The following is a 22033-nucleotide window of genomic DNA, read 5'->3' as shown; positions in this document are numbered from 1 at the left end:
CCGAACACCGCCGTCGCCAGGCTGAACGCAAGGGAAAACCCGACCACGCGCACCTCTTGAGGCATCACTTCGGTCAGTGCGGCCACCATCGCGCCGTTGTACATGCCGAAGAAGAACGAGAAATACAGCAAGACCGCCAGCAGCCGTTCGAAGCTCGCCGCTTCCGCCAGCCAGTGCATCGCCGGGTAGGCAGTGAGCATGCACAGCAGCGAGATGCCCAGCAGCAAGGGGCGGCGACCGATACGATCACTGAGCGCACCGCCGATGGGCAGCCAGATGAAATTGGTCAATCCCACGAAGAGCGTGACCACCAGACTGTCGGTGGTGCTCAGGTGCAGCACGGTTCGGCCGAAGGTCGGGGTGTAGACCGTGATCAGGTAAAACGTCGTGGTGGTCATGGACGCCAGCAATCCGCCCGCCAAAACCGTACGCCAGTTCTCACGCATCGAACGGAACACTTCGCGGGTGCTGGGGTGATGCAGGCGGCGCTTGAACGCTTCGGTTTCCTGGAGCGAGCGTCGAATCACGAAGATGAACGGGATGATCACGCAACCGATGAAAAACGGAATGCGCCAGCCCCAGGCGGCGATTTCGCTCGCCTGCAGGGTCGTGCTGATGCCGTAGCCCAGCGCGGCAGCGAGGATGATTGCGATCTGCTGGCTGGCGGACTGCCAACTGGTGTAGAAACCGGTGCGGCCCGGGGTCGCGATTTCAGCCAGGTACACCGACACGCCACCCAGTTCAGCCCCGGCGGAAAAACCCTGCAGCAGCCGGCCGAGCAACACCAGGATCGGCGCCGCAACGCCGATGCTCGCGTAACCCGGCACCAGCGCGATCAGCACGGTCCCGCAGGCCATGATCGCCAGCGTCACGATCAGGCCTTTTCGTCGACCGACCTTGTCAATGTAAGCACCCAGCACGATGGCCCCCAGCGGACGCATCAGGAAGCCTGAACCGAACACGGCGAAGGTCATCATCAACGAGGCAAACTCGCTGGTGGCCGGAAAAAACGTCTGCGAGATGTAGGTGGCGTAGAACCCGAACAGAAAGAAATCGAACTGCTCAAGAAAGTTGCCGCTGGTAACGCGGATGATCGCGCCGACTTTGGAGGCGCTGGGTCGCGTGGCTTCGGGGGTGTTATTCATGGCTCACTCAGGACTCTTTGTTGTTATGGGATGTGCAAACGGGTGGGCGTGGGTGCCGGACGTCAGTCGCTGCCCGCGTTGATCGGATTGGGCTGACGTTTCTCGATGGAATATTTGAGCAAGGCGGCGCTGCGAAAGATGCCGTGGGCGAACTTGCTGTAAGGCATGGTCAGGAAGAACGCCATGACCAGCCCCAGATGAACGGCCAGCAGCAGGCCCAGCGCGCTGCTTTCGCGGAACGCGAGGAGGGCCAGACCGCTGCCACTGACCAGCAGCAACAGCGCGATGAAGCCTCGGTCCATAGGCTTCTGTTTGTCGTCACCCTGTTCCGGATTGCGCCGCAGGCCCATCCATAGCAGGCCGGCCGGCCCGACCAGCAGACCAATGCCACCGACGATGCCGAGCATCACCGGCAGGCTGAAGATCGGGTAGGGCGCCGACCAGCCCAGCAGGTAGTGATACAGCGTGGCCGTGCCGGTGGCGGCAAAGCACAGCATGAAACCGTAAAAGGTGAAGTGGTGGAAGCGCCGGCGCCAAAGGGTGAATTCGTCGTCGGCGTTGGTGCAGCCTTCGCCGTGGCCACCGTCCAGGTACTTGAGCTGAGCGACGTTGGCGCTGGCCTCCAGCGCCGCGCTGGCTTTAAGCGGGAGCGTCGATTGCGCGGGTGACACATCGCGCCAGAAGCGGCGCACGCCAATGCCCAGCGCCAGCACCGCAAAACCGAACACCGCGCCGAACATCTGGGCCAGGGTGTTGTGCGGGAAGATCCCGTAGAAGTTTCCGCCCGCCATGGCGGTGAACAGATTGCCCATGATCATCAGCGTCAGGCACAGAAACAACGCCAGTCCACCGCCCGCCGCCAGTGCCAGGGTCAGACCGTTGCGCTGATACAGCTTGCCCAACGGCTTCGGCCAGGCGTACTCGGCGTAGGTTTCCAGACGCACCTTCGCCATCGCCTTGGGCACATTGACCGCGAACTCGTGGGGCGCCGCGTACTGGCAGGACGTCAGGCATGCGCCGCAGTTGTGGCACAGGTTCGCCAGGTAGTGGATGTCTGCCTGCGTGAACTCCAGGCGACGGGTCATCGCCGGGAACACTGCGCAAAACCCTTCGCAGTAGCGGCAGGCGTTGCAGATGGTCATCTGTCGCTCGACTTCGCTTTCCTGCAGATTGAGGACCGGGATCAAGGCGCTCGACGCCTTTGGATCAAACAGTTGCATGTCGACGTTCCGATTGTCCTGAAGCGTGTACTGAAGAAGGACCGAAGCCGGCGCAGGCGGCTGCCTGCACACCCGCGATACGGCCGAAGGCAGTGCCGATGGCCATGCCGATGCCCGCGGTGTATCCCTTGCCCAAGACGTTGCCCGCCATCATTTCTCCAGCGACGAACAGGTTGGGGCAGGGTTTGCCCTGGAAACGCACGGCGGCGGTTTCGTCTGTCGCCAGCCCGAGGTACGTAAAGGTCACGCCCGGCTTGAGCGGATAGGCGTAAAAGGGCGCCTTGACCAGCGGACGCGCCCAATGGGTTTTTGCAGGTGTCAGGCCCTCGGTGTGGCAGTCGTCCAGGGCGGTATGGTCGAAGGTGCCGACCTGACAGGCTCGGTTGTAGTCCTCGACGGTCTTGATAAAGGCCGCTTCCGGCAGGTTCAACAGTCGCGCAAGCCCTTGGAGCGTGTCGGCTTTAGTGCCCGGAAACACGGGCGGCATGAAGCGCCCGACGGCCTGTTGGTCAATGATCGAGAACGCCTGCTGGTTGGGCTGGCCGGCCACCAGACGTCCCCAGATCGCGTAGCGCTTGGGCCAGAAATCCTCGCCTTCGTCGTAGAAACGTTCACCGTCGCGGTTCACCACCACGCCCAGCGATACACAGTCGATTCGCGTGCAGATGCCGCCGTCGTAAAGCGGCGCGCGAGCGTCAATCGCCACCATGTGCGCCTGGGTCGGGTCACCGATAATGTCGGCGCCCAGGTCCTGCATGCACCGCAGCAACACACCGGTGTTGAAGCGCGTGCCGCGGATAAGAAAGTTGTCCGACGGCCATTCACCCCGTTCATTCTGACCCCAGGCTTCGCGCAGCCATTCGCGGTTGGATTCAAAACCGCCCGCCGCCATGACGCAGGTTCGCGCCTGGATGCGCTCGGCCGGCAGCCGCTTTCCGTCCACCTCCCGCTCACCGATGTGCGCGGCAACAAACGCACCGTCGTTCATTTCGATATCGGTGACTTGAGCGTCGTAGCGAATCTGGACGCCCAGGCGCTCGGCGCTGCGAAAATAAGCGTTGATCAGGGCTTTCCCGCCGCCCATGAAAAACGCATTGGTGCGCGCGACGTGCAGCGCGCCTGAGAGGGGTGGCTGAAAACGTACGCCGTGGGAGCGCATCCAGTCGCGGCAGGTGGCAGAGGCGCGAATGGCAATGCGCGCGAGCTTTTCATCGGTCAGCCCGCCGGTCACCTTGAGCAAGTCCTGCCAGTATTCTTCTTCCGGGTAGGCGTCGATCAGCACGTCCTGCGGCGCATCGTGCATGCAACGCAGATTGCGGGTGTGCTGCGAATTGCCCCCTCGCCAGACCTTCGGCGAGCCCTCGAGCAGCATCACGCTGGCCCCGGCCTCACGTGCCATCAGCGCGGCGCACAAGGCCGCGTTGCCGCCGCCAATCACCAAAACGTCAACCATCATCACTCCTCGTCACGCCAGCGCTGGACAGGATGCAACTGGCGGTGATGGACAGTAGAGACAGGCGGCAATGGCCGAAAGACGGGTTCACGTGTGGGGGCTTTAGTTTTAGTAAAGGGTTAGGCTGCGCAGCACTGTTCGTGTTTTAACTGCCTGCCTGTCCGTTAGTCCGCCTGGGCGTGGCTGGCTTGACCGCTCGTTGCTCACCTGAATAAAGGATTGCCGTGGAACTGCGCCAACTTCGCTATTTCGTCAAAGTCGTCGAGATGACCAGCCTGGGCCGCGCCGCCCTGGAGTTGAATGTCGGCACCTCCGCGTTGAGCCAGCAGATGAGCAAGCTCGAAGACGAACTCGCCACCCGCCTGCTCAATCGCACCACCACCGGTGTCAGTCCCACGGCCGCAGGCCTGGCGTTCCTTCATCATGCTCAATTGACCCTGCGCCAGGCCGACGCCGCCGTGCAGGCTGCGCAGCGCGGTCGCATGCGCGGTTACGTCAGCGTCGGCCTGCCACCGACCACGGCCAGCGTGCTGGCGCTGCCGTTGATCGAGGCGATGCGTGAGCGTTATCCGGACATCCAGCTGCACCTGGTGGAGATGCTCTCCGGCTACCTCGCCAGTCAGCTGAGCGCACGCCAGCTGGACCTGGCCGTGGTATTCCAGGCCGATATTGCCCGTCGCTGGAGCATGATTCCGCTGCTCGACGAAGCCGTGACCCTGCTGCACGCGCCCGGATTTCCTGGTATCCCCCCCGGCGATACGCTAAGTCTTGCGCAGATCGGCGACATTCCGCTGGTACTGCCGAGCAGCGGCCACGGCCTGCGCGCGACCCTCGCCAGTGCCTTCGAAGCCGCCGGCATGCGCCTGAACGTGGTGATGGAAATCGACGGGCTGGCGACCCTGATGGATGTCGTCCGTCACGGGATCGCCGCCACCCTGCAGCCAGGCGCAGCGGCGGCGCGCTCGGCGAACGCAGGGCTGAGCGTGGTGCAGATTCACGACCGCCATTTGATGCGCCGCAACATCCTGGCCAGCCTTCCGGATGAAGAGCTCTCCCCGGCAGCGCTGGCGGCGCGGGTAGTGATTCGGGATGTGGTGAGGGAGTTGGTGGAAAAACGAGAGTGGCCGGGGGCGACGCTGCTATGAAGCAGACCTCTACAGACCTGCCCGCTGCATAGAGACCTTCGTCGCTCAGCCCGGACCGCGGCAGTCTCACCGGGCCGTAACACAGACCTCCGAAGGTCACGCTCTCAACGGTGCACTGCCCGAAGAATGCTCTATCATGAGCCTCCATTCATAGTCAGCGACAACGCCGATTGTCCGTCGAGGCGCAGTGAAATGAGAGACCTGCCACCCACCGCTACCTTGCGTGCCTTTGAGGTCGCCACCCGTCATGCGACGTTCACCTCCGCCTCCGAAGAACTGCACGTCACCCAAAGTGCGGTGAGTCACCAGTTGAGAAATCTCGAGGGCATCTGGGGGCTGCAGCTGTTTCAGCGCGGTAAATCGTTGCGCCTGACGCCGGCAGGTGCCGCCCTGGCGCCGATCGTGCGGGCGTTTTTCACGAACCTTGAGGCCACGCTGGCCGACCTTCGGGAAGAGAAAGGCCGCTTCCGGCTCAAGGTCAGTACAACCTATTCCTTCGCATTGAAATGGCTGTTGCCGCGTCTGCCTGAGCTGTCCGACCTGCACCCGGAAATCCTCGTCACCCTGGACTGCACCGACACCATCATCAACTTCGCCAGCGGCGAAGCTGACGTGGCGATCCGCCTGGGCGGCGGCAACTATACCGGGCTGCATTCGGAATTCATGTTCAGGGAGCACATATTCCCCGTGGCAAGCCCCGACTTGCTCAAGCGCTTCGGCACGCCTCGGGAGCCGGCCGAGCTATTGCGCTATCCGCTGTTGGCCCGGGACGGTTCCGACCTGGTGCCCAAATGGGAAGTCTGGTTTCAGAACATAGGGCTGGGCGTTACCTCGCTGAAAGAAAGCGTTCGCTTCCCTGACACCAACATGACCGTTGAAGCGGCGCTGCTGGGCCAGGGCATCGCGCTTGTGCGAAGCGGGCATGTGGAAAAAGAACTGCGCGACGGCAGTCTGGTCAGGCTGTTCGACGTGCCTTTTCCTTCGCCAGTGGCCTACTACTTTGTCTGTCCCAAAGGGATCGAAACGCAGGCGCATGTGGCGAGCTTTCGCGACTGGCTGATCGGCGAATCGACCGCAGCCGGCACGGATTACCACTGAGGCATGAGGATTTTCTCATCCTCGGATGAACAGACTTCGTTTTTATTTCGGCCGCCACAATGACTAAGATTGCCCATGCCTATTCACATCATCCTGTTGATTCTCTTCGCCGCGCTGTTGCACGCCAGCTGGAATGCCTTGCTGCGCGGCGGCGGTGACAAGCTTTGGTCGATGACCATCATGTGCGTGGCGGTTGCCATCGTAAGCGTGGCCGGAGCGCTGTTCATGGACGCTCCTGCGCCGCAGAGCTGGCCCTATGCGGTGCTCTCCGCGGTGCTGCACATCGGCTACAACCTGTTCCTTGTGCGCACGTACCGCAGCGGCGACCTCGGCCAGACTTACCCGATATCACGGGGCTCATCGCCGGTGCTGATCACGCTGTGCGCGTCGATATTTGCCGGCGAAGTGGTGGGGACCGAAGCCATGGTCGGCATCGCGCTGGTCTCGGCCGGAATCATTTCCCTCGCCTTCAAGGGCCGCAAGCTGGATATCCCCGGGCTTCCTTACGCGCTGGGCACCGGGTGTTTCATTGCGGCCTACAGCGTCACGGATGGCATAGGCGGGCGCTTGTCCGGTGCGCCGATGGCGTATACCGCCTGGATGTGCGCGCTGTGGGGCGTACTGATGCCGATCACCTACATCGTTCTGCGCGATGCACGCAGCCTGGTGGCCATCAGGCCGGGGTTCATCACGGCGTTCTGCGGCGGGCTGGTGTCGCTGCTCGCGTACGGCATCGTGATTTACGCCATGACCCTGGCGCCCATGGGCGCGGTGTCGGCGCTGCGCGAAACCAGCGTGCTGTTCGCGGCGTTGCTGGGTTACTTCTTTCTCGGGGAGTCGCTGACGGCACGCAAGATCATGGCATGCGTTGTCATCGCGGCGGGCACGATTGTCATCGGTTAACGGCGCTTCATCACCTTCGCAGCTTCGGTTTCACCGCTTTCAACCGTGCAATGGCCAGGTTGTGCAGGTACTGGCGCACTGCATCGTGGTGTTCCGCACTCACGTGGTAGCTGTCCAGCAGGCCCAGCAAATAGCCCTCGGCCATGGCGTGGTAACGCGACACGCTTTCCCGGGTGTCGCTGGTGTTGAGCCTGGTGATCAGTTCGTCGATGCGGGTGTGGTGCTCGTTGGAGAACCAGCCCGGCTGAGGCGGCGATCCCGCATCATCGGTCAGGGGCGTGTGCAGATTCATGGGGCCTCCAGGCAAGCACATCAATTGCAGGCTGAGCGGGGCGGGATGCGATGACAGGTTGATCCCGCGATCCCGGTCTTTGACCGCGGCGATTCCGTAAAATCCACTCAGACGTTACGCGTGACAATCCGCCAGTACCGGCTTCGGCGAGAAAAAAGCCTGAGGGTGGCGGCAGAAGTTTTGCGGTGTGTATGCTGAAGCTGCGTGAATCAGAACTCACCCGCAAGGAGCATTTCCCATGGCGTTTGACTGGCATAGCGAGCCGCTTGACCGACACACCCAAGTCACCCCGGATTACCGCAACACCCAGAACGTGCGCCGGTTCTTGACCGCGCAATGCGGCCCGACGTTCACGTTCAACCGGGAGTTCATGGCCTGGATACGCAACGACACTCAAAAGACGCTGGGCGATGTTGCGGATGAATGGCAACGGCGACATGGCCACAGCTGAAAAACCCGGGGAGGGCGGCGATATGTTTACGCTATTTGGCGCGCATCGGTCAGGATCGGTTGCCATCGAAATGGCGCTCGCGCTGTGTGGCGCCGAGTACCGCTGGGTTGCCGCAAGTTCGTGGGAAGAAGGCGCTGGACAGGAGGAGCTGAGGCGCCTGAACCCGTTGCTGCAAGTGCCGACACTGGTCACGGCCGACGGCGCAGTGCTGACCGAGAGCGCGGCCATCCTCATTCACCTGGGGCTGGAATTTCCACACGCCAGGCTTTTGTCCCGGGACCCGCTCGAATGCGCTCAGCAACTCAGGGCCCTGACTTACATCACCGCCAACTGCTACGCGTCCATCGGCGTCATCGACTACCCGGAACGTTGGCTGCCTGACGCCGATGAAGATCAACGCAAGGCCTTGGTCGTGGGGGCGACGCGCAACCTGCACAGCCAGTGGGAGACCTTTAGCGACGTGTTCGGCAGCGCGGTGGTCTGGCATCCCGAGGCGCCCGGCGCCGTTGAGATACTCGCCTGCGTGGTCAGTCGCTGGAGCGGCGCGCGCGAGCACCTGAAAACCGTCCGCCCCGCGTTTCATGCGGCCCTCGAGGTCCTTGATCGGCATCCGCTGATCCTCGCCGTCTCGCAACGGCGTGGCTGGTGAGCGGGTGACGCCTCAGGGCATCAATTGCCGGCGCAGCGTCGCCGGGCTGATGCCCATGCGCAGGCGGAACGCGGTCGCCATGTGCGCCTGTGAGCTGAAGCCGCAGGCCTGAGCGATGTCAGCCAGGCGGGCGTCGGCGTCGCGCATCAGTACACGGGCCTTGGCCAGGCGGCGGTCGATCAAGTAGCTGTGCGGGCTTTTGCCCGTGGTGTGCTTGAAAGCCCGCATGAAATACCCCTCGGACAACCCCAGCATCTGCGCCATGGCCTGTACCCCAAGCGGACCGTCGATGCCTGCGTCAATGAACTCATCGAGCCTGCGCAACCGACTGCCATCGATCGAGCCTTGCCGCGGCGGGGCCAGCGGGCTTTTGGCATCGACCCGGTCAGCCAGCGTCAGCGCCCAACCTTCCCAATCGTCTGCGGGCGAGGGCTGCAACAACGCCGCTCGCATCCTCGTCGCGACGGTGATCGCCTGGGTATCGATACGATTGTTGAACACGTGGTCGCCGTCCAGCGAATGCCCGTCCGTGCGCAGCAGCCGCAGGTACTCACCGCCCGTGGGCGATTCGGACAACACGTCGCAACCGGCGGGAATGAACGCCAGGCCGTTGGGCACCGCATCGAAGGGTTGTACCCGGTCGCTGCCGATGGCGTGCACGCCGCGCTGGCTTTCGAAGGCAAAGCCGATCGCCGCCCGGTTCGCCACGTAGCGGGTGGCGTAGCGGGCCGCGGGGAGCAATTCGATCATCCACGGGCCTGCCTCGACGCGGCGAACCGGTTCGGAGGGGAGCGGGTGAGGCGGGCGTTTGGTCGGGTTCATGGCGTTCATAGTAATGACAGGTGTGCTCAAAAGTCAGGTCAGTTTTTTGAAAGCCTGCGCGGCGAGCCCCTGACTAGACTGGTCGAAATTTTCGAGGAGCCACGCCATGCACGGACTGACCCGCGACGAGATCGAACAGGCCGCGCGCCAGGTGTACGCGGTCATGCCGCCGACCCCGCAATACGCCTGGCCGTTGCTGGCCCAACGGCTGAATTGCAACGTGTGGGTCAAGCATGAAAACCACACGCCCACCGGTGCGTTCAAAGTGCGCGGCGGCATCACCTTCATGCACTGGCTCAAACGTACGTACCCAAGCGTGACCGGAATCGTCACCGCCACCCGTGGCAATCATGGTCAAAGCCTGGCGCTCGCCGCCACTGCATTGGGCTTGAGTGCCGTGATCGTGGTGCCGGAAGGCAACTCGGTGGAGAAGAACAACGCCATGCGTGCCCTCGGCGGTACGGTAATCGAATGCGGACGCGATTTCGATGAAGCCCGCGAGGAAGCGGCGCGGCTTGCGGATGTGCATGGGCACTACCTGGTTCCTCCCTTTCACGTCGAGTTGCTCAAGGGCGTGGCCACTTATGCGCTGGAGTTGTTCGTGGCCGCTCCGGACCTGGACACCGTCTACGTGCCTGTCGGCTGTGGGTCCGGAATTTGCGGCGTCATCGCCGCCCGCGACGCGTTGGGCCTGACCACCAGGGTGGTCGGCGTGGTGTCCACCGAGGCGGCGGCCGCCAAATGGTCGTTTGAGGAAGGCACGGTGCTGCAAACCCCGTCGGCGAACACCTTTGCCGATGGCCTTGCCGTGCGCAGGCCCATTGCCGCTGCCTTCGCTATTTACCGGACGGGAGCGTCACGCATGGTCGCCGTCAGCGACGACGAGATCGCCGAGGCGATGCGCGTCTACTACACCGACACCCACAACCTCGCGGAGGGCGCAGGCGCCGCTGCACTGGCCGCGCTCATTCAAGAGCGTCAGACCATGGCAGGGAAGAAGGTCGGGGTGATCCTGTCCGGCGGCAATGTGGACCGGTCGGTCTATGCGCGCATCCTCGCTTGAGGCTTGAGGCTTGAGGCTAAAGGCTAAAGGCTAAAGGCTCGCAGCCAACCGTTCAGCGCGGCACCGAGTGGAAGAGGTAAGCGTCGGTGGGGGCGTCGGCCAAGGGCACAGACTGAGCGTGCAGATACGCCCGCAAGGCAGGGTCTTCTGCCTTGACCTGCCAGTTTTGCGCCGCGGGTCGGGCGTCGGCGTCGGTCCCTTCGCAGGCCGCCAGCAGCGCCTGGACCGAGGGCTGGTGGATGACCAGCCCGTTGCCTTTCCAGCCGGCAACGGTCAGGCCGAGCGCTTCGCACACCGCCACTTTACGTCGGGCATCATCGCGGTCGGTCTGGCGCGATTGCTGGACCAGCATGGCCAGCCCTTGATCGGAGGCGAGCAGGCTGCCTTGCTGCCAACTTTCGGGCGGGCAGTCCTTGGCCTCGGGCCGCAACGGGATGAAGGGACTGATCTCCATCGGGTAGATGCGGCACACCAGCGGTCGTTCCAGATACACCGAGCAGAGCCCGTTGGTTTGCAGGTTCGGGCATTCCGGCAGCGCATTGGCCGCCAGAATCACCGTCACCCGCAGCGCGCCGGAACCGCCCTGAACAGGCGCGGACCGCCCGGCGTTGTAGGCGTATTCAGGCGATGCGACCGGCCAGAGCGATTCGTCAAACGCCTCAAGCAAGACTCCCACAGCATGGCCGCGCTTCAGCCAGGTCACCGCTTCGCTCAAGGTCAAGGGTACGAAGCGGCCGCGACAGCACGCGCCGCACCCGACGCAGTCGAATTGCACGTCGGGGTCTACGCTCAGGCCACTGACGGTGGCGGGGGCTGCCGATTCGTCCATGCTCATCACACCTTTACCGAATGTTCGTTGAGCGAGAATCATACGGGGGTGGGCATGATTTGGTTAGTCCGGCGTCCCGTCCGCCGTCAGCTCATCCAGTTGCCGCCATCCACGTTGTACGTTTGGGCGACCACGTAATCGCTTTCCGCCGAGGCCAGAAAGATCGCCATGCCGGTCAGGTCTTCGGCGGTGCCCATGCGGCCGTAGGGCACCTGGGCGCCGACCAGCCTCTTTTTCTCCCCCAGCGGGAGGTTCTCATGCCTGGCGAACAACGCGTCCACGCCATCCCAATGCTCACCGTCGACGACACCCGGTGCGATCGCATTGACGTTGATCCGGTGCTTGATCAGGTCCAGCCCCGCCGATTGGGTCAGGCTGATCACGGCGGCCTTGGTCGCGCAGTAAACCGCCACCAGCGCCTCGCCGCGGCGGCCGGCCTGACTCGCCATGTTGATGATTTTGCCGCCGTGCCCCTGGGCGATCATTTGCTTTGCCACGGCCTGAAGGGTGAACAACGTGCCGGCCACGTTGATCGCGAACAGACGTTCGTAGCTCTCTCGGGTGATTTGCGTGACAGGCGCCAGGTCAAACAGCGCAGCGTTGTTGATCAGGATGTCCAGCTTGCCGCTGGTGGCCACGCAGGCCGCGATGGCCGCGTCGATAGAGGCTTGATCGGTGACGTCCATGCGCACCGCGAAGGCCTGGGCGCCCAACTCGGTGGCCGTCTGTGTCGCGCGTTCAAGGTTGATGTCGGCGATGGCCACGGTCGCGCCCTCGCGGATATACGCCTCGGCGTAGGCGCGTCCGATCCCGCGGGCTGATCCGGTGATCAGGGCGCTTTTACCTTGCAGTCGTTTCATTGAAGGGGCTTCCGTCATGGGTTGAATGGCGGCCGACAACGGCCGCCAATACATTTACTTGGGGTATCCGGCGCGCTTCATTTCCCGCACCGTCGTCGACTGCGCGGCAGCCAACGCCTGTTCCACGGAGGTCTGGCCGGTGAGGGCGGCCGAGAACAATTTGCCCACGGAGGTGCCGATGGCCTGAAACTCCGGGATGGTCACGTACTGAATGCCGACGTAGGGCACAGGCTTGGCGGACGGGTGGGCCGGGTCGGCGTGTTTCATCATTTCCAGCGTCACGCGGGCGAACGGCGCGGCCTTGAGGTAGGCGTCGCTGTAAGTCGAGGTTCGGGTGCCTGGCGGCACGTTGGTGATGCCATCCTTCTCGGCGACCAGCTGGATGTATTCCCTGGACGTGGCCCAGGCGGTGAAGGCTTTGGCGGCGTCCTTGTGTTGGGAGGTCGCCGGGATCGCCAGCGACCAGGCGTACAGCCAGGATGAACCCTTGTCCGTCACTTCAACCGGCGCCGGTGCGAACCCTACGCTGTCCGCGACCCTGCTTTGTTCTTTGTCGGTGGTGAAGGAGCCGGCCACGCTGGCATCGACCCAGATCGCGCACTTGCCGCTGTTGAACAGCGCCAGGGTTTCATTGAAGCCGTTGCTGGAGACGCCCGGCGGTCCGTAGTGCTTGAGCGTGTTGACGTAGAAGTTGGCCGCAGCCGTCCATTCGGGGCTGTTGAGCTCAGGCTTCCATTGTTCGTCGAACCAGCGGGCACCGAATGCGTTGGCCATCGTCGTCAGCAGGGCCACGTTTTCGCCCCAGCCTGCCTTGCCCCGCAAACACATGCCGTACTGGTCCTTGTCGGGGTGATGGAGTTTGGCGGCAAACTCGCCGAGCTGGGTCCAGGTCGGGTGCTCGGGCATGGTCAGGCCGACCTGTTTGAACAAGTCGGTCCGGTAGTAGGTCACTGTGCTCTCGCCGTAGAACGGCAGCGCATACAAGGTGCCGTTGACCGACAAGCCCTGGCGCACGGAAGGGATGATGTCGTCGAGGTCGTAGCTGGCGGGCAGGTCTTTCATTGGCTCGAGCCAGTTCTTGGCGCCCCACAGCGGCGTCTCGTAAGTGCCAATGGTCAGCACGTCGAACTGGCCGCCCTGGGTGGCAATGTCGGTCGTCAGCCGCTGGCGGAGCACGTTCTCCTCCAGCACCACCCAGTTGAGCTTGATGTCGGGGTGCTGCTTCTCGAATACGCCCGACAATCGCTGCATACGGATCATGTCATTGTTGTTGACGGTCGCGATGGTGATCGTTTCGGCGGCGTGGCTTAGGCCAGCCAGCAATGGGCCAGCCAGCAACAGGCCGGCAGGCAGCAGCAACGCGTGATGGGTAATCTTCATGTCGCTCTCCACTCCACGCCACGGCGCAGAATCATTATTGTTGTTGTGTTCAACCGCGCGGGGCGTTTTTTTCACGTCTGGCCTTGCGCTGCTGATGGGCTGATTACATCAGTTTGCAGGCCGGGCAACTAACCTGTTGAGCATGGTCCGCTGATGGTTTTTTAACCTGGCTTCGCGAGCACAGTCCTGACGCAAAAAAGTACCACCGGACCGCGACCATTGAGGTGGAGCCGGTTATCGCAAAAAAGGTAGGGTGCGTTCATGCAGGCACCAGGAACGATAACAAAGGGGCGGGCCATGCCTGACAGCCGAACAGCGTTATTCGAGCAATTGCCGGCCGAGCTGGAGATCATCTTGCCCGCGCCGCAGCAAAGCTTTCGCTGGTACGAGCACGACTATCCGTATGCCCTCGCGCGCTGGAACCATCATCCCGAATACGAGATTCATCTGATCCGCAAAGGCAGCGGCAAACTGCTGGCGGGCGATTACATGGGCGCGTTTGGTCCCGGCCATGTCGCGCTGATGGGGCCTGATCTGCCCCACGACTGGATGGGCGATCTGGCGCCGGGGGAACACCTGCAAGGCCGTGACGTGGTGCTTCAATTTGACGGCGCTACGTTGTTGGGGCTGCGTAAGACCCTGCCGGAACTGGGCGAACTGCAAGGGCTATTTGAGCGTGCGCGGCGAGGGCTGGAGTTTACTGGTGCGACCGCCACGCAGGCCGCCGATTTGCTCGAACACATAGGCAAGGCCGACGGCTTGCCGCGTCTGGTGTTATTTCTTCAGTTACTCGACACGCTAGGCGCAGCGCCAGAAGGTGAGGCAAAGAGCCTGGCCAGTGCATGCTATGCACCCGCGCTGGATGCCGTAAGCGCCGAGCGGGTTCAGCAGGCATTCGACTACTTGCAGCGCGAGCTCACCGGGGATATCCGCCTTTCAGTGATCGCCCGGCAGTTGCGCATGAGCGAGCCGGGATTCTCACGCTTCTTCAAGCGCGCCACAGGCCATGGGTTCATCGACCTCATGCGCAAACTGCGGATCCAGAAAGCCTGCCGGTTGCTGTTGCAAACGCAGATGTCTGTCGTCGATGTCTGCTTCGAGGTGGGCTATATCAACCTGTCGAACTTCAACCGACACTTCCGCCATGAGATGAACCTGACACCGTCGGATTATCGAAGAAACAGCGGGCCAGCGCGGGCTGCATCAGGCGGGGCCTGAGTGCCGGGTGGCGGAGCGGGGAAAAGGGGACACGCGAGGAGGGCGTGCTGGAGGCCGCGGTGCAGCGGCGGCTGACGTGCATCAGCGCCGCCAAACGGTCTTGTTCAGCTCAGTTCAGCGTCTGACTCAAGCCTGTTCGTCTTGCTCGGCCTCATCGTCGTGCTTGAGTGCCGGCTTCATGCCAGGCTGGGGTGCGTGCACGGCATCGGGCGCTACGTCTTCGCCGTGGTTCTTCTTCTCTTGCTGTACTTTTTTGTCGTGGGCGACGTTGCGTGGGTCGGTCATGGGAATTCCTTGATCTGGCAGGTGACTCGAATGCTCACCGGCGCAACAAGCGGAGCGTGTGGCCGGGGCATGGTTTGGAGTCAGTGGCCGCTTGAGCGTTCAGTGCATTTCGATCCCCTGTCCGACTACCCGCGAAGGTCAGGCCAAGGGGATGCCGGTCACTGATCAACCTGCCTGCTGGGCGAAAGACACATGGTTGTAGCAGAACAGGCTCGACGCCGGCTTCGGTCGGCCGTAGAGGTAGCCCTGGGCGTAGTTGCAGCCGCTGTGGGCCAGCCACGACGGCAGATGAGGCAGGTGAAACTCCTCGACGCCTTCAGCCGTGACTTGCATTTTCAAGCTCCGCGCCATGCCCAGAATCGCTTCGACCATGGGCAGGTGATCGGTCTGCCCGGCTTCAAAGAACGACCGGTCTATTTTGATTTTGTCGATGGACAGCCGCGTCAGGTGGTAAAGGCTCGAATAGCCAATGCCAAAGTCATCCAGCGCGACCGTAATGCCGTGGTCATGCAGCTTGCTCAGGTTGCGCTGCGCCGCGTCCAGATTGCCGACAAGCGCCTCTTCGGTGATTTCCACTTCGAAGCGATGAAACGCAAATTGCTCTTCGCGCAACTGCTCAAGAAGCTGCTGGGGAAAGCGCTCGTCGGTCACCATGCCCGCGCTGACATTCATCGATAAACGCAAGTGGTCGTCCCAGCGGTTGGCGGCCCGACAGGCCTGGCTGATCAGGGAACGGGTCATGGCCGGAATCAACCCCAGGCGCTCAAGCACCGGGATGAACTCCGCGGGCGTGCCTGTGCTGCCGTCTGGCTTGAGCCAGCGGGCAAGGACTTCAAAACCCACGACGTCCTGTGAGGGGAGCGCCACGATCGGTTGAAAATAGGGCACGATCTGATCCGCCTCAACCGCCCGTTTCAGCGCCAGTTCGAGATCGGCCTGGGCACGGCGTTGCCTTTCGTATTCGCTGTCGTAAAAGTTATAGGTCGATCGCCCGTCCTTCTTGCCTCGGTACATTGCCGTATCGGCGCAGTGCAGCAATGCCGAGGCGTCCTTAGCGTCCGTCCATGACCGTGATATGCCAAGGGTGGCGCCCAGGGCCGACGGCTCCACGGTGCAGGACAACGGCGCGCTGAGTTGAAGCACCGTCGCCTCGGCGATCTGGCTGAGCTCGGTCTGATGTTTGAAACCGAGAAACAGCAGGCAGAATTCATCGCCGCCCAGGCGCACCGCAACCCCACCGTTGTCGTCGGCAATGGCCTCTAGTCTGCGGGCTATCTCAACAAGCACAACGTCGCCGGCCGCGTGGCCGTGCTGATCATTGACCGCCTTGAAATGGTCAAGGTCGATGAGCATGACCGCCACGGGGCGCTTCAAGCTCAATTGACTGCGGACCATTTGCATGAAAATGCGGCGGTTGACCAGATCCGTGAGGGAGTCATAGGTGGCCAGGTTTTCGGTCTGTGCCTGGGCCTGCTGCAAGCGGCGGTAGCTCGATCGCGTGTTGGCAATCAAGCGCTTGAGCATAATGGTCGGGATGATCAACGAGACCAGCGAAAATCCCGTGGAGGTCAGGACGAATCGCCATCTTTCGGCGTCTTCAAAGTCACCGTCGTAGGGCAGCGAGAGCCAGTGCATCACCCAGGCTTCCAGCTTGAACTCCCAGAGGATGGACAGTCCGACCACAGTGGACAGCGCGATCAACAGCAGCACGGGCAGGCGACAAGGGTTGCGGCGGTGTAGGTCAGTCATGGCAGGCCTCGCAGGGCCAGGAAGGCATTAGGTGATATCAGACTGCCATCGTGGCACATAGGTTCGTACCGTTGATCGAAGACTTTGCATTAAGCGATAGGCGTGACAACGGCACCTCCAAAGGGGAGTCGATCGCAGGGCGAATCGCCAGTGGTGAGCGGCGACCGCCGATCTGTCACAGCACTCTGCAGGAATAACGGCGCAGTGGTACCTTGCCCGCTTGGCGCCCCCTTTGAGCGCGGCAGGACACCCCATGCCAGACACTGTCTACACCGAAAGCCGAGATGCCATGAAACTCTTGACGCAGGCTGCCGCGCATTCGGCAGACTGCTCAAGCGCGATGCTGTTGGGCGGGGCGCAAGGGCAATGGGCAATCATCGCCACCTACGGCGTGCACCAAGACCTGCCCGTGGATGCGCAGGCAGAAGACTTTCTGCGCGAGGCGCTCTCCCATGAAAATCTGATCATCATCAGCGAAGTGGCGGGGCGGAGTGTCCCGATGCTGTTCCACCGTTTCATGCATTTTTGCGACGGCCTTCTCGTGGGCGTTGCTGTTCGGGGCGGCGACGGGCATTTGCTGGGCGTGATGCTGGTCGCGGGCAGCGACCCTCGACGACGCCTTAGCGCCGCGCAGGTCTATGCGTTGCAGACGCACGGCGCGCTGTTTGGCAGCTTGATGAATGGCGAGGGGAAGAAGCCCGCTTCAACAGCCAACTCGATGATCGAACGCCTGCGGTTGCTGGAATCGGTTGTGGTGAATGCCAAGGACGCGATTCTGATTACCGAAGCGGAACCGATCGATCTGCCCGGGCCGAGAATTGTTTATTGCAACCCGGCTTTCCTGGCGACCACAGGGTTTGATGCCGCTGACGTCATCGGCAAGACCCCCCGCATACTTCAATCGGCAGAAACCAGCCGGGCCACGCTGGACCTGATACGTGAGGCCCTGACTCACTGGCAGCCCGTCGAAGTTGAACTGATCAACGTGCGCAAAGACGGTAGCAAGTTCTGGGTCCAGTTGAGCATCGTTCCGGTGGCTGACGAGCACGGATGGTTCACGCACTGGGTTTCAGTGCAGCGTGATGTCAGTGAACGCAAAGCAGCTGAGTTGCTGGTTCGGCAGGCGCAGGCCGACAGGGACGCCAAGGTCGCTCTGGAGACGCGGTTGCTGGAACGTGAGCGCATCGAGCAAGAGTTGTCCTATGCAGCGTTCCATGATGACCTGACCTCGCTGCATAACCGGGCGTACCTCATGTCCCGGCTAATGACCCTGTTCAACTGCGACGACCGCCGACACGTGCCCGCCGTTACCGTCCTGTTCCTGGATCTGGACCGATTCAAGTTTGTCAACGACAGCCTGGGTCATACCGCCGGTGACCACCTGCTCAAGGTGGTGGCGCGGCGCCTCGAAAGCTGCGTTCGCGAGGGTGATGTCTTCGCCCGCGTCGGGGGCGATGAATTCGCCATTCTTCTTGCCGAGCGGGCCAGTGCGGCAGACGCGGTCGAGGTCGCTCAACAGATTGTGAGTCAGCTCAGCTTGCCGGTCGTGATCAATGGCCAGGACATCTTCACGTCGTGCAGCCTGGGCATCGTTACCGCCGACGCGTCCCACACATCACCGGAAGATCTGCTGCGCGACGCCGACGTCGCCATGTACGCAGCCAAAAAGCAGGGCAGGGGGCGCTGGGCAACGTTCAACCCGTCCATGCGCAAGAACGCTGTCGACGCGCTGTTGATGCAGAATGCGCTGAAAAAAGCGGTCGTCCACAATGAGTTTTATGTTGTCTACCAGCCTGTTTATAACGTGAAGACGGGCGAAATCAGCGGGGTAGAGGCGCTGGTCAGGTGGCTGCATGCTGAATTGGGTAACGTGCCCACTGAAGCCTTCATTCCGGTCGCGGAAGACATCGGCGTTATTCATGAACTCGGCCACTGGGTCATGCAGCAGGCCTGCACAGCGCTGCATGGCTGGAAGCAGAAATTCCCCCGGTTGCAGTTGCACCTGAACGTCAACGTCTCGGGCATCGAGCTCAATCGTCCGGGTTATGTCGCCCAGGTCGAAAGCGTGTTGGCATCAACCGGTATTGCCGCCGGGGACCTGCAGATTGAAATCACCGAATCAGTCTTCCTTCACCAGCCCGACGCCATCGCGAAGGTACTCGAGGCGTTGCGCAGACTAAACATCCGCATCGCGCTGGATGACTTCGGCACGGGTTACAGCTCGCTGGGTTACATCGATCGATACCCGCTCGATGCCATCAAAATCGACCGGTCGTTCGTCTCCAGGATGATGGCGTTTGACAGAAGCGACGCCATTGTCAGGAGCATCCTTTCCCTGGGACGGGCCCTGAGCCTGGATATCACGGCTGAAGGTGTCGAGACGTTGGCTCAGCTTCATCGCTTGAAGGAAATGGAATGTCCGTTTGTTCAAGGCTATCTGCTGAGCCCGCCAGTCAGGGCAGAGGAAGTGTCGGCATTGTTACGGTCATGGTCGGTGGATGAGTGAGGAGGGTTTTGTCTTGGTCATCCTGCCAGGCGAGCAGGTTGCGCTGACACCCGGTAAAAGATGGAGGCAATCACTGGCCGGACGCTTTAAGGTGTTACCGCAGGCCGGCCGATGATGGTCGGCCAAGTTGACTCAACTCAGCAGGAGCCACACATGACCGATTCTCTGTATGACATTCCCCTCAAGCAGATCGATGGCACGCCAGGCAGCCTGGGACAGTACCAGGGCAAAGTGCTGCTGTTGGTCAACGTGGCCTCCAAATGTGGCCTGACCCCGCAGTACGAAGGGCTTGAGAGTCTGTATCAAAACAAAAAGGACGCCGGACTTGAGGTGCTGGGCTTTCCGGCCAACAACTTCAAGGAGCAGGAGCCTGGCAGCGACAGCGACATTCAGTCGTTCTGCTCGACCACCTATGACGTGCATTTCCCGCTGTTTTCGAAAATCTCGGTGGCCGGCGACGATGCGCATCCGCTCTACCGCGAACTGACCGCCGCGCAGCCTGCAGCCACCGGCGATGGCCCCTTCCGTGAGCGCCTCAAGGGCTACGGCATCGAGAGCGGCGCAGGCACCGACGTGCTGTGGAATTTCGAGAAGTTTCTGGTCGGGCGCGACGGCAAGGTGATTGGCCGCTTTGCGCCGGATGTGACGGCCGATGATCCACGGCTGACCGCCGCCATTGATCAGGCCTTGAGCGCCTGAACTGTGACCGATGCTCGCCCACCGTGGCGTTCATCGGTCAATCCGTCTCCGCCTGTTGACCGTTGTGTAAAGCATGAATCGTCCGCTGTTCGTTTCTCTGGATGGGCCAAAAGGCGCCGGTAAAACCACGCTGCTGGAGGCCGTCACGACCCTGCTGAGGGCTGGCAATCACAAGGTCATCCGGCTGTGCGAGAAGAAAAGTGATCCCCATCGTGGCGCAACGATGGCCTTGGTCAACCAGCTTGTCAGACAGCCCTCGCGGGAGATGGAATGGGAAGTCTGTGAGCGCCTGGCGCAAAGCCGTGCCTGGATTTCCAGGCACGTCCTGACCCGACAGCCGGCGGACAGCATCATTCTGATCGATCGCTGGTACCCGTCCGATGCCGCATTTCGCCGCCTGGTCCCGTTTGCAGACATCTTGCAGCTGAACATTGACTTGAATGTCCGCGTGCCGGACGTGCATGTCGGGGTTGTCACCGCGCCGGAGATTTCATGGGCGAGGGCCGCAGCGCGCAAGCGTGGGCTGAGCAGTACCGTGCTGCATACGCTGGAAGAGCACGTCAAATGCACCATGGCGTTTGAGCAGGCGATGTCGAATAACGGCTGGGTTGTGTGTCGCAATGAAGGACGGGTGGAAGAGGCAACGATGCAGATCGTTGCAGCGCTAGACAGCGTGCTTTGAGTGCATCGAATGCGGTATACGCCGCATCGGCATAAGGGACGTTGTTGGACCGAAGGCGGTAAAGCGCCTTCGGTCCTGATGGCCCGTCAACCCGCAATCAAACGCTGGTGTTCGGGCATCTCACGGGATCGAGAGGTCAAGCCGAAGGCTTGAGAACCACTTTTGTCCAGCCGTCTGCCCGCTTATCAAAATGCTTGTAGGCATCCGGTCCTTCAGACAACTTCAGGCTGTGCGAAATGATCTGCGAGGGTTTGGCGCGGTCATGGTGGATCAGCTCGGCCAGGCGACGGTTGTAGGCTTTGACGTTGGCCTGGCCGGTGCGGATCTGCTGACCTTTGAACCAGAACGAGCCGAAGTCGAAGGCCATCTTGCCCTCTTTCGCCAGGTCGTTCGCGGCGTTCGGGTCTTGCGGCACGAACACGCCCACGACGCCGATACCACCGGTTGGCTTGGTGGAGGCGACCAGGTTATTCATGGTTTCGTGATTGGCTTCATGGCCGTGCTTGTCGCAGCACTGATAACCCACGCATTCACAGCCACGGTCGGTGCCTTTGCCGTGAGTCAGGTTCATGATCTGCTCAACCGCCTGGGTCTGTGCCGTATTGATCGGCGTGGCGCCCAGCTTGGCCGCCAGTGCCAGTCGGTCTGGATGGCTGTCGACCACAAATACTTGAGACGCACCTTTGATCATTGCCGCGTGCGCTGCCATCAGACCGACAGGGCCTGCGCCATAGATGGCGATACTCTCGCCCGGCAGCAGCCCGGACAATTCAGTGGCGTGCCAGCCCGTGGGGAAGATGTCAGAGAGCATGACGTAATCGTTTTCTTTCTCGCTGGCGTCTTCTGGCAGCACCAGGCAGTTGAAATCCGCATACGGCACGCGCAGCAATTCAGCCTGGCCGCCCTGGTAGGGCCCCATTTCCGCAAAACCGTAGGCGCCACCGGCACTGCCGGGGTTGACGGTCAGGCAGTAACCCGTCAGGCCGCGTTCGCAGTTTTCGCAGAAACCACAGCCGATGTTGAACGGCAGGCAGACCCTGTCGCCGACTTTGACCCGATCGACCGCAGCGCCTTCAGCTCGGATGGTCCCTACGGGTGGGCTTCGCGGGGGTTAGACGAGCAGGGCGGCAGGGGCGGTGAAGGAGACGAAAGGCGCGTCGCACGAAGGATCCAAACCTATGCACGGCGAAATAAATGTACAACCTTGTTTGAAGAAGTCGCTAAGGACAACGGACACCGAGGGGCAGCCCCAACGCCATTCTGCCTAGCGGCGGCGCACGATCCTCGCGCGCCGTGCCCAGTCCCGTGTCTGAATCACGCTACGGGATGTCACTGAAACCACCGGTTTTTTTGAACTGCTCCGTGGCTTCGATCAACCCACTGACGATACCCGTTTCAGACGGCGCGTGCCCGGCATCATTGACCAGGGTCAGAACAGATCCGGGCCATGCTTTGTGCAGGCGGTACGCAGAGTTCGGCGTGGCGATCATGTCGTGACCGCCCTGGATGATCCGGCACGGCAAATGACGGATGGCGGCAATGTTCCGAATGAGCTGGTCTTCTTCGAGGAACAGGTTGTTCTTG

Annotated in this window: 21 protein-coding genes and 1 pseudogene; 10 read left to right on the top strand and 12 right to left on the bottom strand. The window is 61.9% G+C overall.

Annotated features, from left to right (window positions below):
* From VF672_RS16955 to tcuA, 3 genes are all read right to left on the bottom strand, one after another.
* Positions 1-1145 (bottom strand): MFS transporter (locus VF672_RS16955; protein WP_331105716.1); only part of this gene is annotated, 1145 nt, incomplete at its 3' end.
* Between the two features lie 62 nt (positions 1146-1207).
* The gene (tcuB, locus tag VF672_RS16950; protein ID WP_331105715.1) at positions 1208-2365 is read right to left on the bottom strand and encodes a tricarballylate utilization 4Fe-4S protein TcuB; all 1158 of its coding nucleotides are present in this window, start codon (positions 2363-2365) and stop codon (positions 1208-1210) included.
* Entirely contained in the window at positions 2352-3818 is a 1467-nt protein-coding gene (gene tcuA / locus VF672_RS16945; protein ID WP_331105714.1) for an FAD-dependent tricarballylate dehydrogenase TcuA, read from the bottom strand. Before tcuA ends, tcuB begins: the two co-directional genes overlap by 14 nt.
* A gap of 224 nt (positions 3819-4042) precedes the next feature.
* Here tcuA and VF672_RS16940 point away from each other — a divergent pair, with 224 nt between their 5' ends.
* The 3 genes from VF672_RS16940 to VF672_RS16930 all read left to right on the top strand — a co-directional run bounded on the left by VF672_RS16940 (position 4043) and on the right by VF672_RS16930 (position 6964).
* Positions 4043-4963 carry a LysR family transcriptional regulator gene (locus VF672_RS16940; RefSeq protein ID WP_331105713.1) on the top strand — a complete coding sequence of 307 codons (921 nt, stop codon included), beginning with the start codon at positions 4043-4045 and terminating at the stop codon, positions 4961-4963.
* A 192-nt stretch (positions 4964-5155) separates the two neighbouring features.
* Positions 5156-6061 carry a LysR substrate-binding domain-containing protein gene (locus VF672_RS16935; protein ID WP_331105712.1) on the top strand — a complete coding sequence of 302 codons (906 nt, stop codon included), beginning with the start codon at positions 5156-5158 and terminating at the stop codon, positions 6059-6061.
* 75 nt (positions 6062-6136) lie between these two features.
* On the top strand, positions 6137-6964 hold the full coding sequence (locus tag VF672_RS16930) for a DMT family transporter (RefSeq protein ID WP_331105711.1): 828 nt from the start codon (positions 6137-6139) through the stop codon (positions 6962-6964).
* A gap of 10 nt (positions 6965-6974) precedes the next feature.
* Here VF672_RS16930 and VF672_RS16925 read toward each other — a convergent pair whose 3' ends face one another.
* Positions 6975-7256, bottom strand: a complete 282-nt coding sequence (locus VF672_RS16925) for a hypothetical protein (RefSeq protein WP_331105710.1) — start codon at positions 7254-7256, stop codon at positions 6975-6977.
* 238 nt (positions 7257-7494) lie between these two features.
* On the opposite strand from VF672_RS16925, the gene VF672_RS16920 reads away from it, so the two are divergent.
* Both VF672_RS16920 and VF672_RS16915 read left to right on the top strand, forming a co-directional pair.
* Positions 7495-7707 carry a DUF6434 domain-containing protein gene (locus VF672_RS16920; protein WP_331105709.1) on the top strand — a complete coding sequence of 71 codons (213 nt, stop codon included), beginning with the start codon at positions 7495-7497 and terminating at the stop codon, positions 7705-7707.
* A gap of 22 nt (positions 7708-7729) precedes the next feature.
* Positions 7730-8356, top strand: a complete 627-nt coding sequence (locus VF672_RS16915; RefSeq protein ID WP_331105708.1) for a glutathione S-transferase — start codon at positions 7730-7732, stop codon at positions 8354-8356.
* A gap of 12 nt (positions 8357-8368) precedes the next feature.
* On the opposite strand, the gene VF672_RS16910 is transcribed toward VF672_RS16915, so the two are convergent.
* Positions 8369-9187 (bottom strand): helix-turn-helix transcriptional regulator, encoded by an 819-nt coding sequence (locus VF672_RS16910; protein ID WP_414705623.1) that lies wholly within the window; start codon positions 9185-9187, stop codon positions 8369-8371.
* A gap of 97 nt (positions 9188-9284) precedes the next feature.
* Between VF672_RS16910 and VF672_RS16905 the strand changes: the two genes are divergently transcribed.
* Positions 9285-10241 carry a threonine dehydratase gene (locus VF672_RS16905; protein WP_331105706.1) on the top strand — a complete coding sequence of 319 codons (957 nt, stop codon included), beginning with the start codon at positions 9285-9287 and terminating at the stop codon, positions 10239-10241.
* Positions 10242-10293: 52 nt separating this feature from the next.
* Here the strand turns inward: VF672_RS16905 and VF672_RS16900 are convergent, their stop codons facing one another.
* The 3 genes from VF672_RS16900 to VF672_RS16890 all read right to left on the bottom strand — a co-directional run bounded on the left by VF672_RS16900 (position 10294) and on the right by VF672_RS16890 (position 13310).
* Complete coding sequence (locus tag VF672_RS16900) at positions 10294-11070, bottom strand: YkgJ family cysteine cluster protein (protein ID WP_331105705.1); 777 nt, start codon at positions 11068-11070, stop codon at positions 10294-10296.
* 86 nt (positions 11071-11156) lie between these two features.
* Positions 11157-11930, bottom strand: coding sequence for an L-iditol 2-dehydrogenase (locus VF672_RS16895; protein WP_331105704.1), 774 nt, complete (start codon positions 11928-11930; stop codon positions 11157-11159).
* 54 nt (positions 11931-11984) lie between these two features.
* Positions 11985-13310, bottom strand: a complete 1326-nt coding sequence (locus tag VF672_RS16890) for a sugar ABC transporter substrate-binding protein (RefSeq protein WP_331105703.1) — start codon at positions 13308-13310, stop codon at positions 11985-11987.
* A gap of 297 nt (positions 13311-13607) precedes the next feature.
* On the opposite strand from VF672_RS16890, the gene VF672_RS16885 reads away from it, so the two are divergent.
* The gene (locus VF672_RS16885) at positions 13608-14528 is read left to right on the top strand and encodes an AraC family transcriptional regulator (RefSeq protein ID WP_331105702.1); all 921 of its coding nucleotides are present in this window, start codon (positions 13608-13610) and stop codon (positions 14526-14528) included.
* A 126-nt stretch (positions 14529-14654) separates the two neighbouring features.
* Here the strand turns inward: VF672_RS16885 and VF672_RS16880 are convergent, their stop codons facing one another.
* Complete coding sequence (locus VF672_RS16880; protein WP_331105701.1) at positions 14655-14813, bottom strand: hypothetical protein; 159 nt, start codon at positions 14811-14813, stop codon at positions 14655-14657.
* Positions 14814-14978: 165 nt separating this feature from the next.
* A complete protein-coding gene (locus VF672_RS16875) occupies positions 14979-16562 on the bottom strand; it encodes a putative bifunctional diguanylate cyclase/phosphodiesterase (RefSeq protein ID WP_331105700.1) in 1584 nt (527 codons plus the stop codon).
* A gap of 253 nt (positions 16563-16815) precedes the next feature.
* Between VF672_RS16875 and VF672_RS16870 the strand changes: the two genes are divergently transcribed.
* The 3 genes from VF672_RS16870 (at position 16816) to VF672_RS16860 (ending at position 20449) form a co-directional block, all read left to right on the top strand.
* Positions 16816-19068, top strand: coding sequence for a putative bifunctional diguanylate cyclase/phosphodiesterase (locus tag VF672_RS16870; RefSeq protein WP_331105699.1), 2253 nt, complete (start codon positions 16816-16818; stop codon positions 19066-19068).
* A gap of 153 nt (positions 19069-19221) precedes the next feature.
* Positions 19222-19767 carry a glutathione peroxidase gene (locus VF672_RS16865; RefSeq protein ID WP_331105698.1) on the top strand — a complete coding sequence of 182 codons (546 nt, stop codon included), beginning with the start codon at positions 19222-19224 and terminating at the stop codon, positions 19765-19767.
* A gap of 73 nt (positions 19768-19840) precedes the next feature.
* A complete protein-coding gene (locus VF672_RS16860) occupies positions 19841-20449 on the top strand; it encodes a dTMP kinase (protein WP_331105697.1) in 609 nt (202 codons plus the stop codon).
* A gap of 136 nt (positions 20450-20585) precedes the next feature.
* Here the strand turns inward: VF672_RS16860 and VF672_RS16855 are convergent, their stop codons facing one another.
* Both VF672_RS16855 and VF672_RS16850 read right to left on the bottom strand, forming a co-directional pair.
* Complete coding sequence (locus tag VF672_RS16855; RefSeq protein ID WP_331105717.1) at positions 20586-21533, bottom strand: glutathione-independent formaldehyde dehydrogenase; 948 nt, start codon at positions 21531-21533, stop codon at positions 20586-20588.
* Positions 21534-21768: 235 nt separating this feature from the next.
* Positions 21769-22033 (bottom strand): annotated as a pseudogene (locus VF672_RS16850) (prolyl aminopeptidase); the annotation flags it as partial.

Source organism: Pseudomonas sp., from assembly GCF_036387035.1.
Classification (GTDB): Bacteria; Pseudomonadota; Gammaproteobacteria; order Pseudomonadales; family Pseudomonadaceae; genus Aquipseudomonas.
The sequence above is the reverse complement of the archived record's forward strand: the minus strand, read 5'-3'. Positions and strand labels throughout refer to the sequence as shown.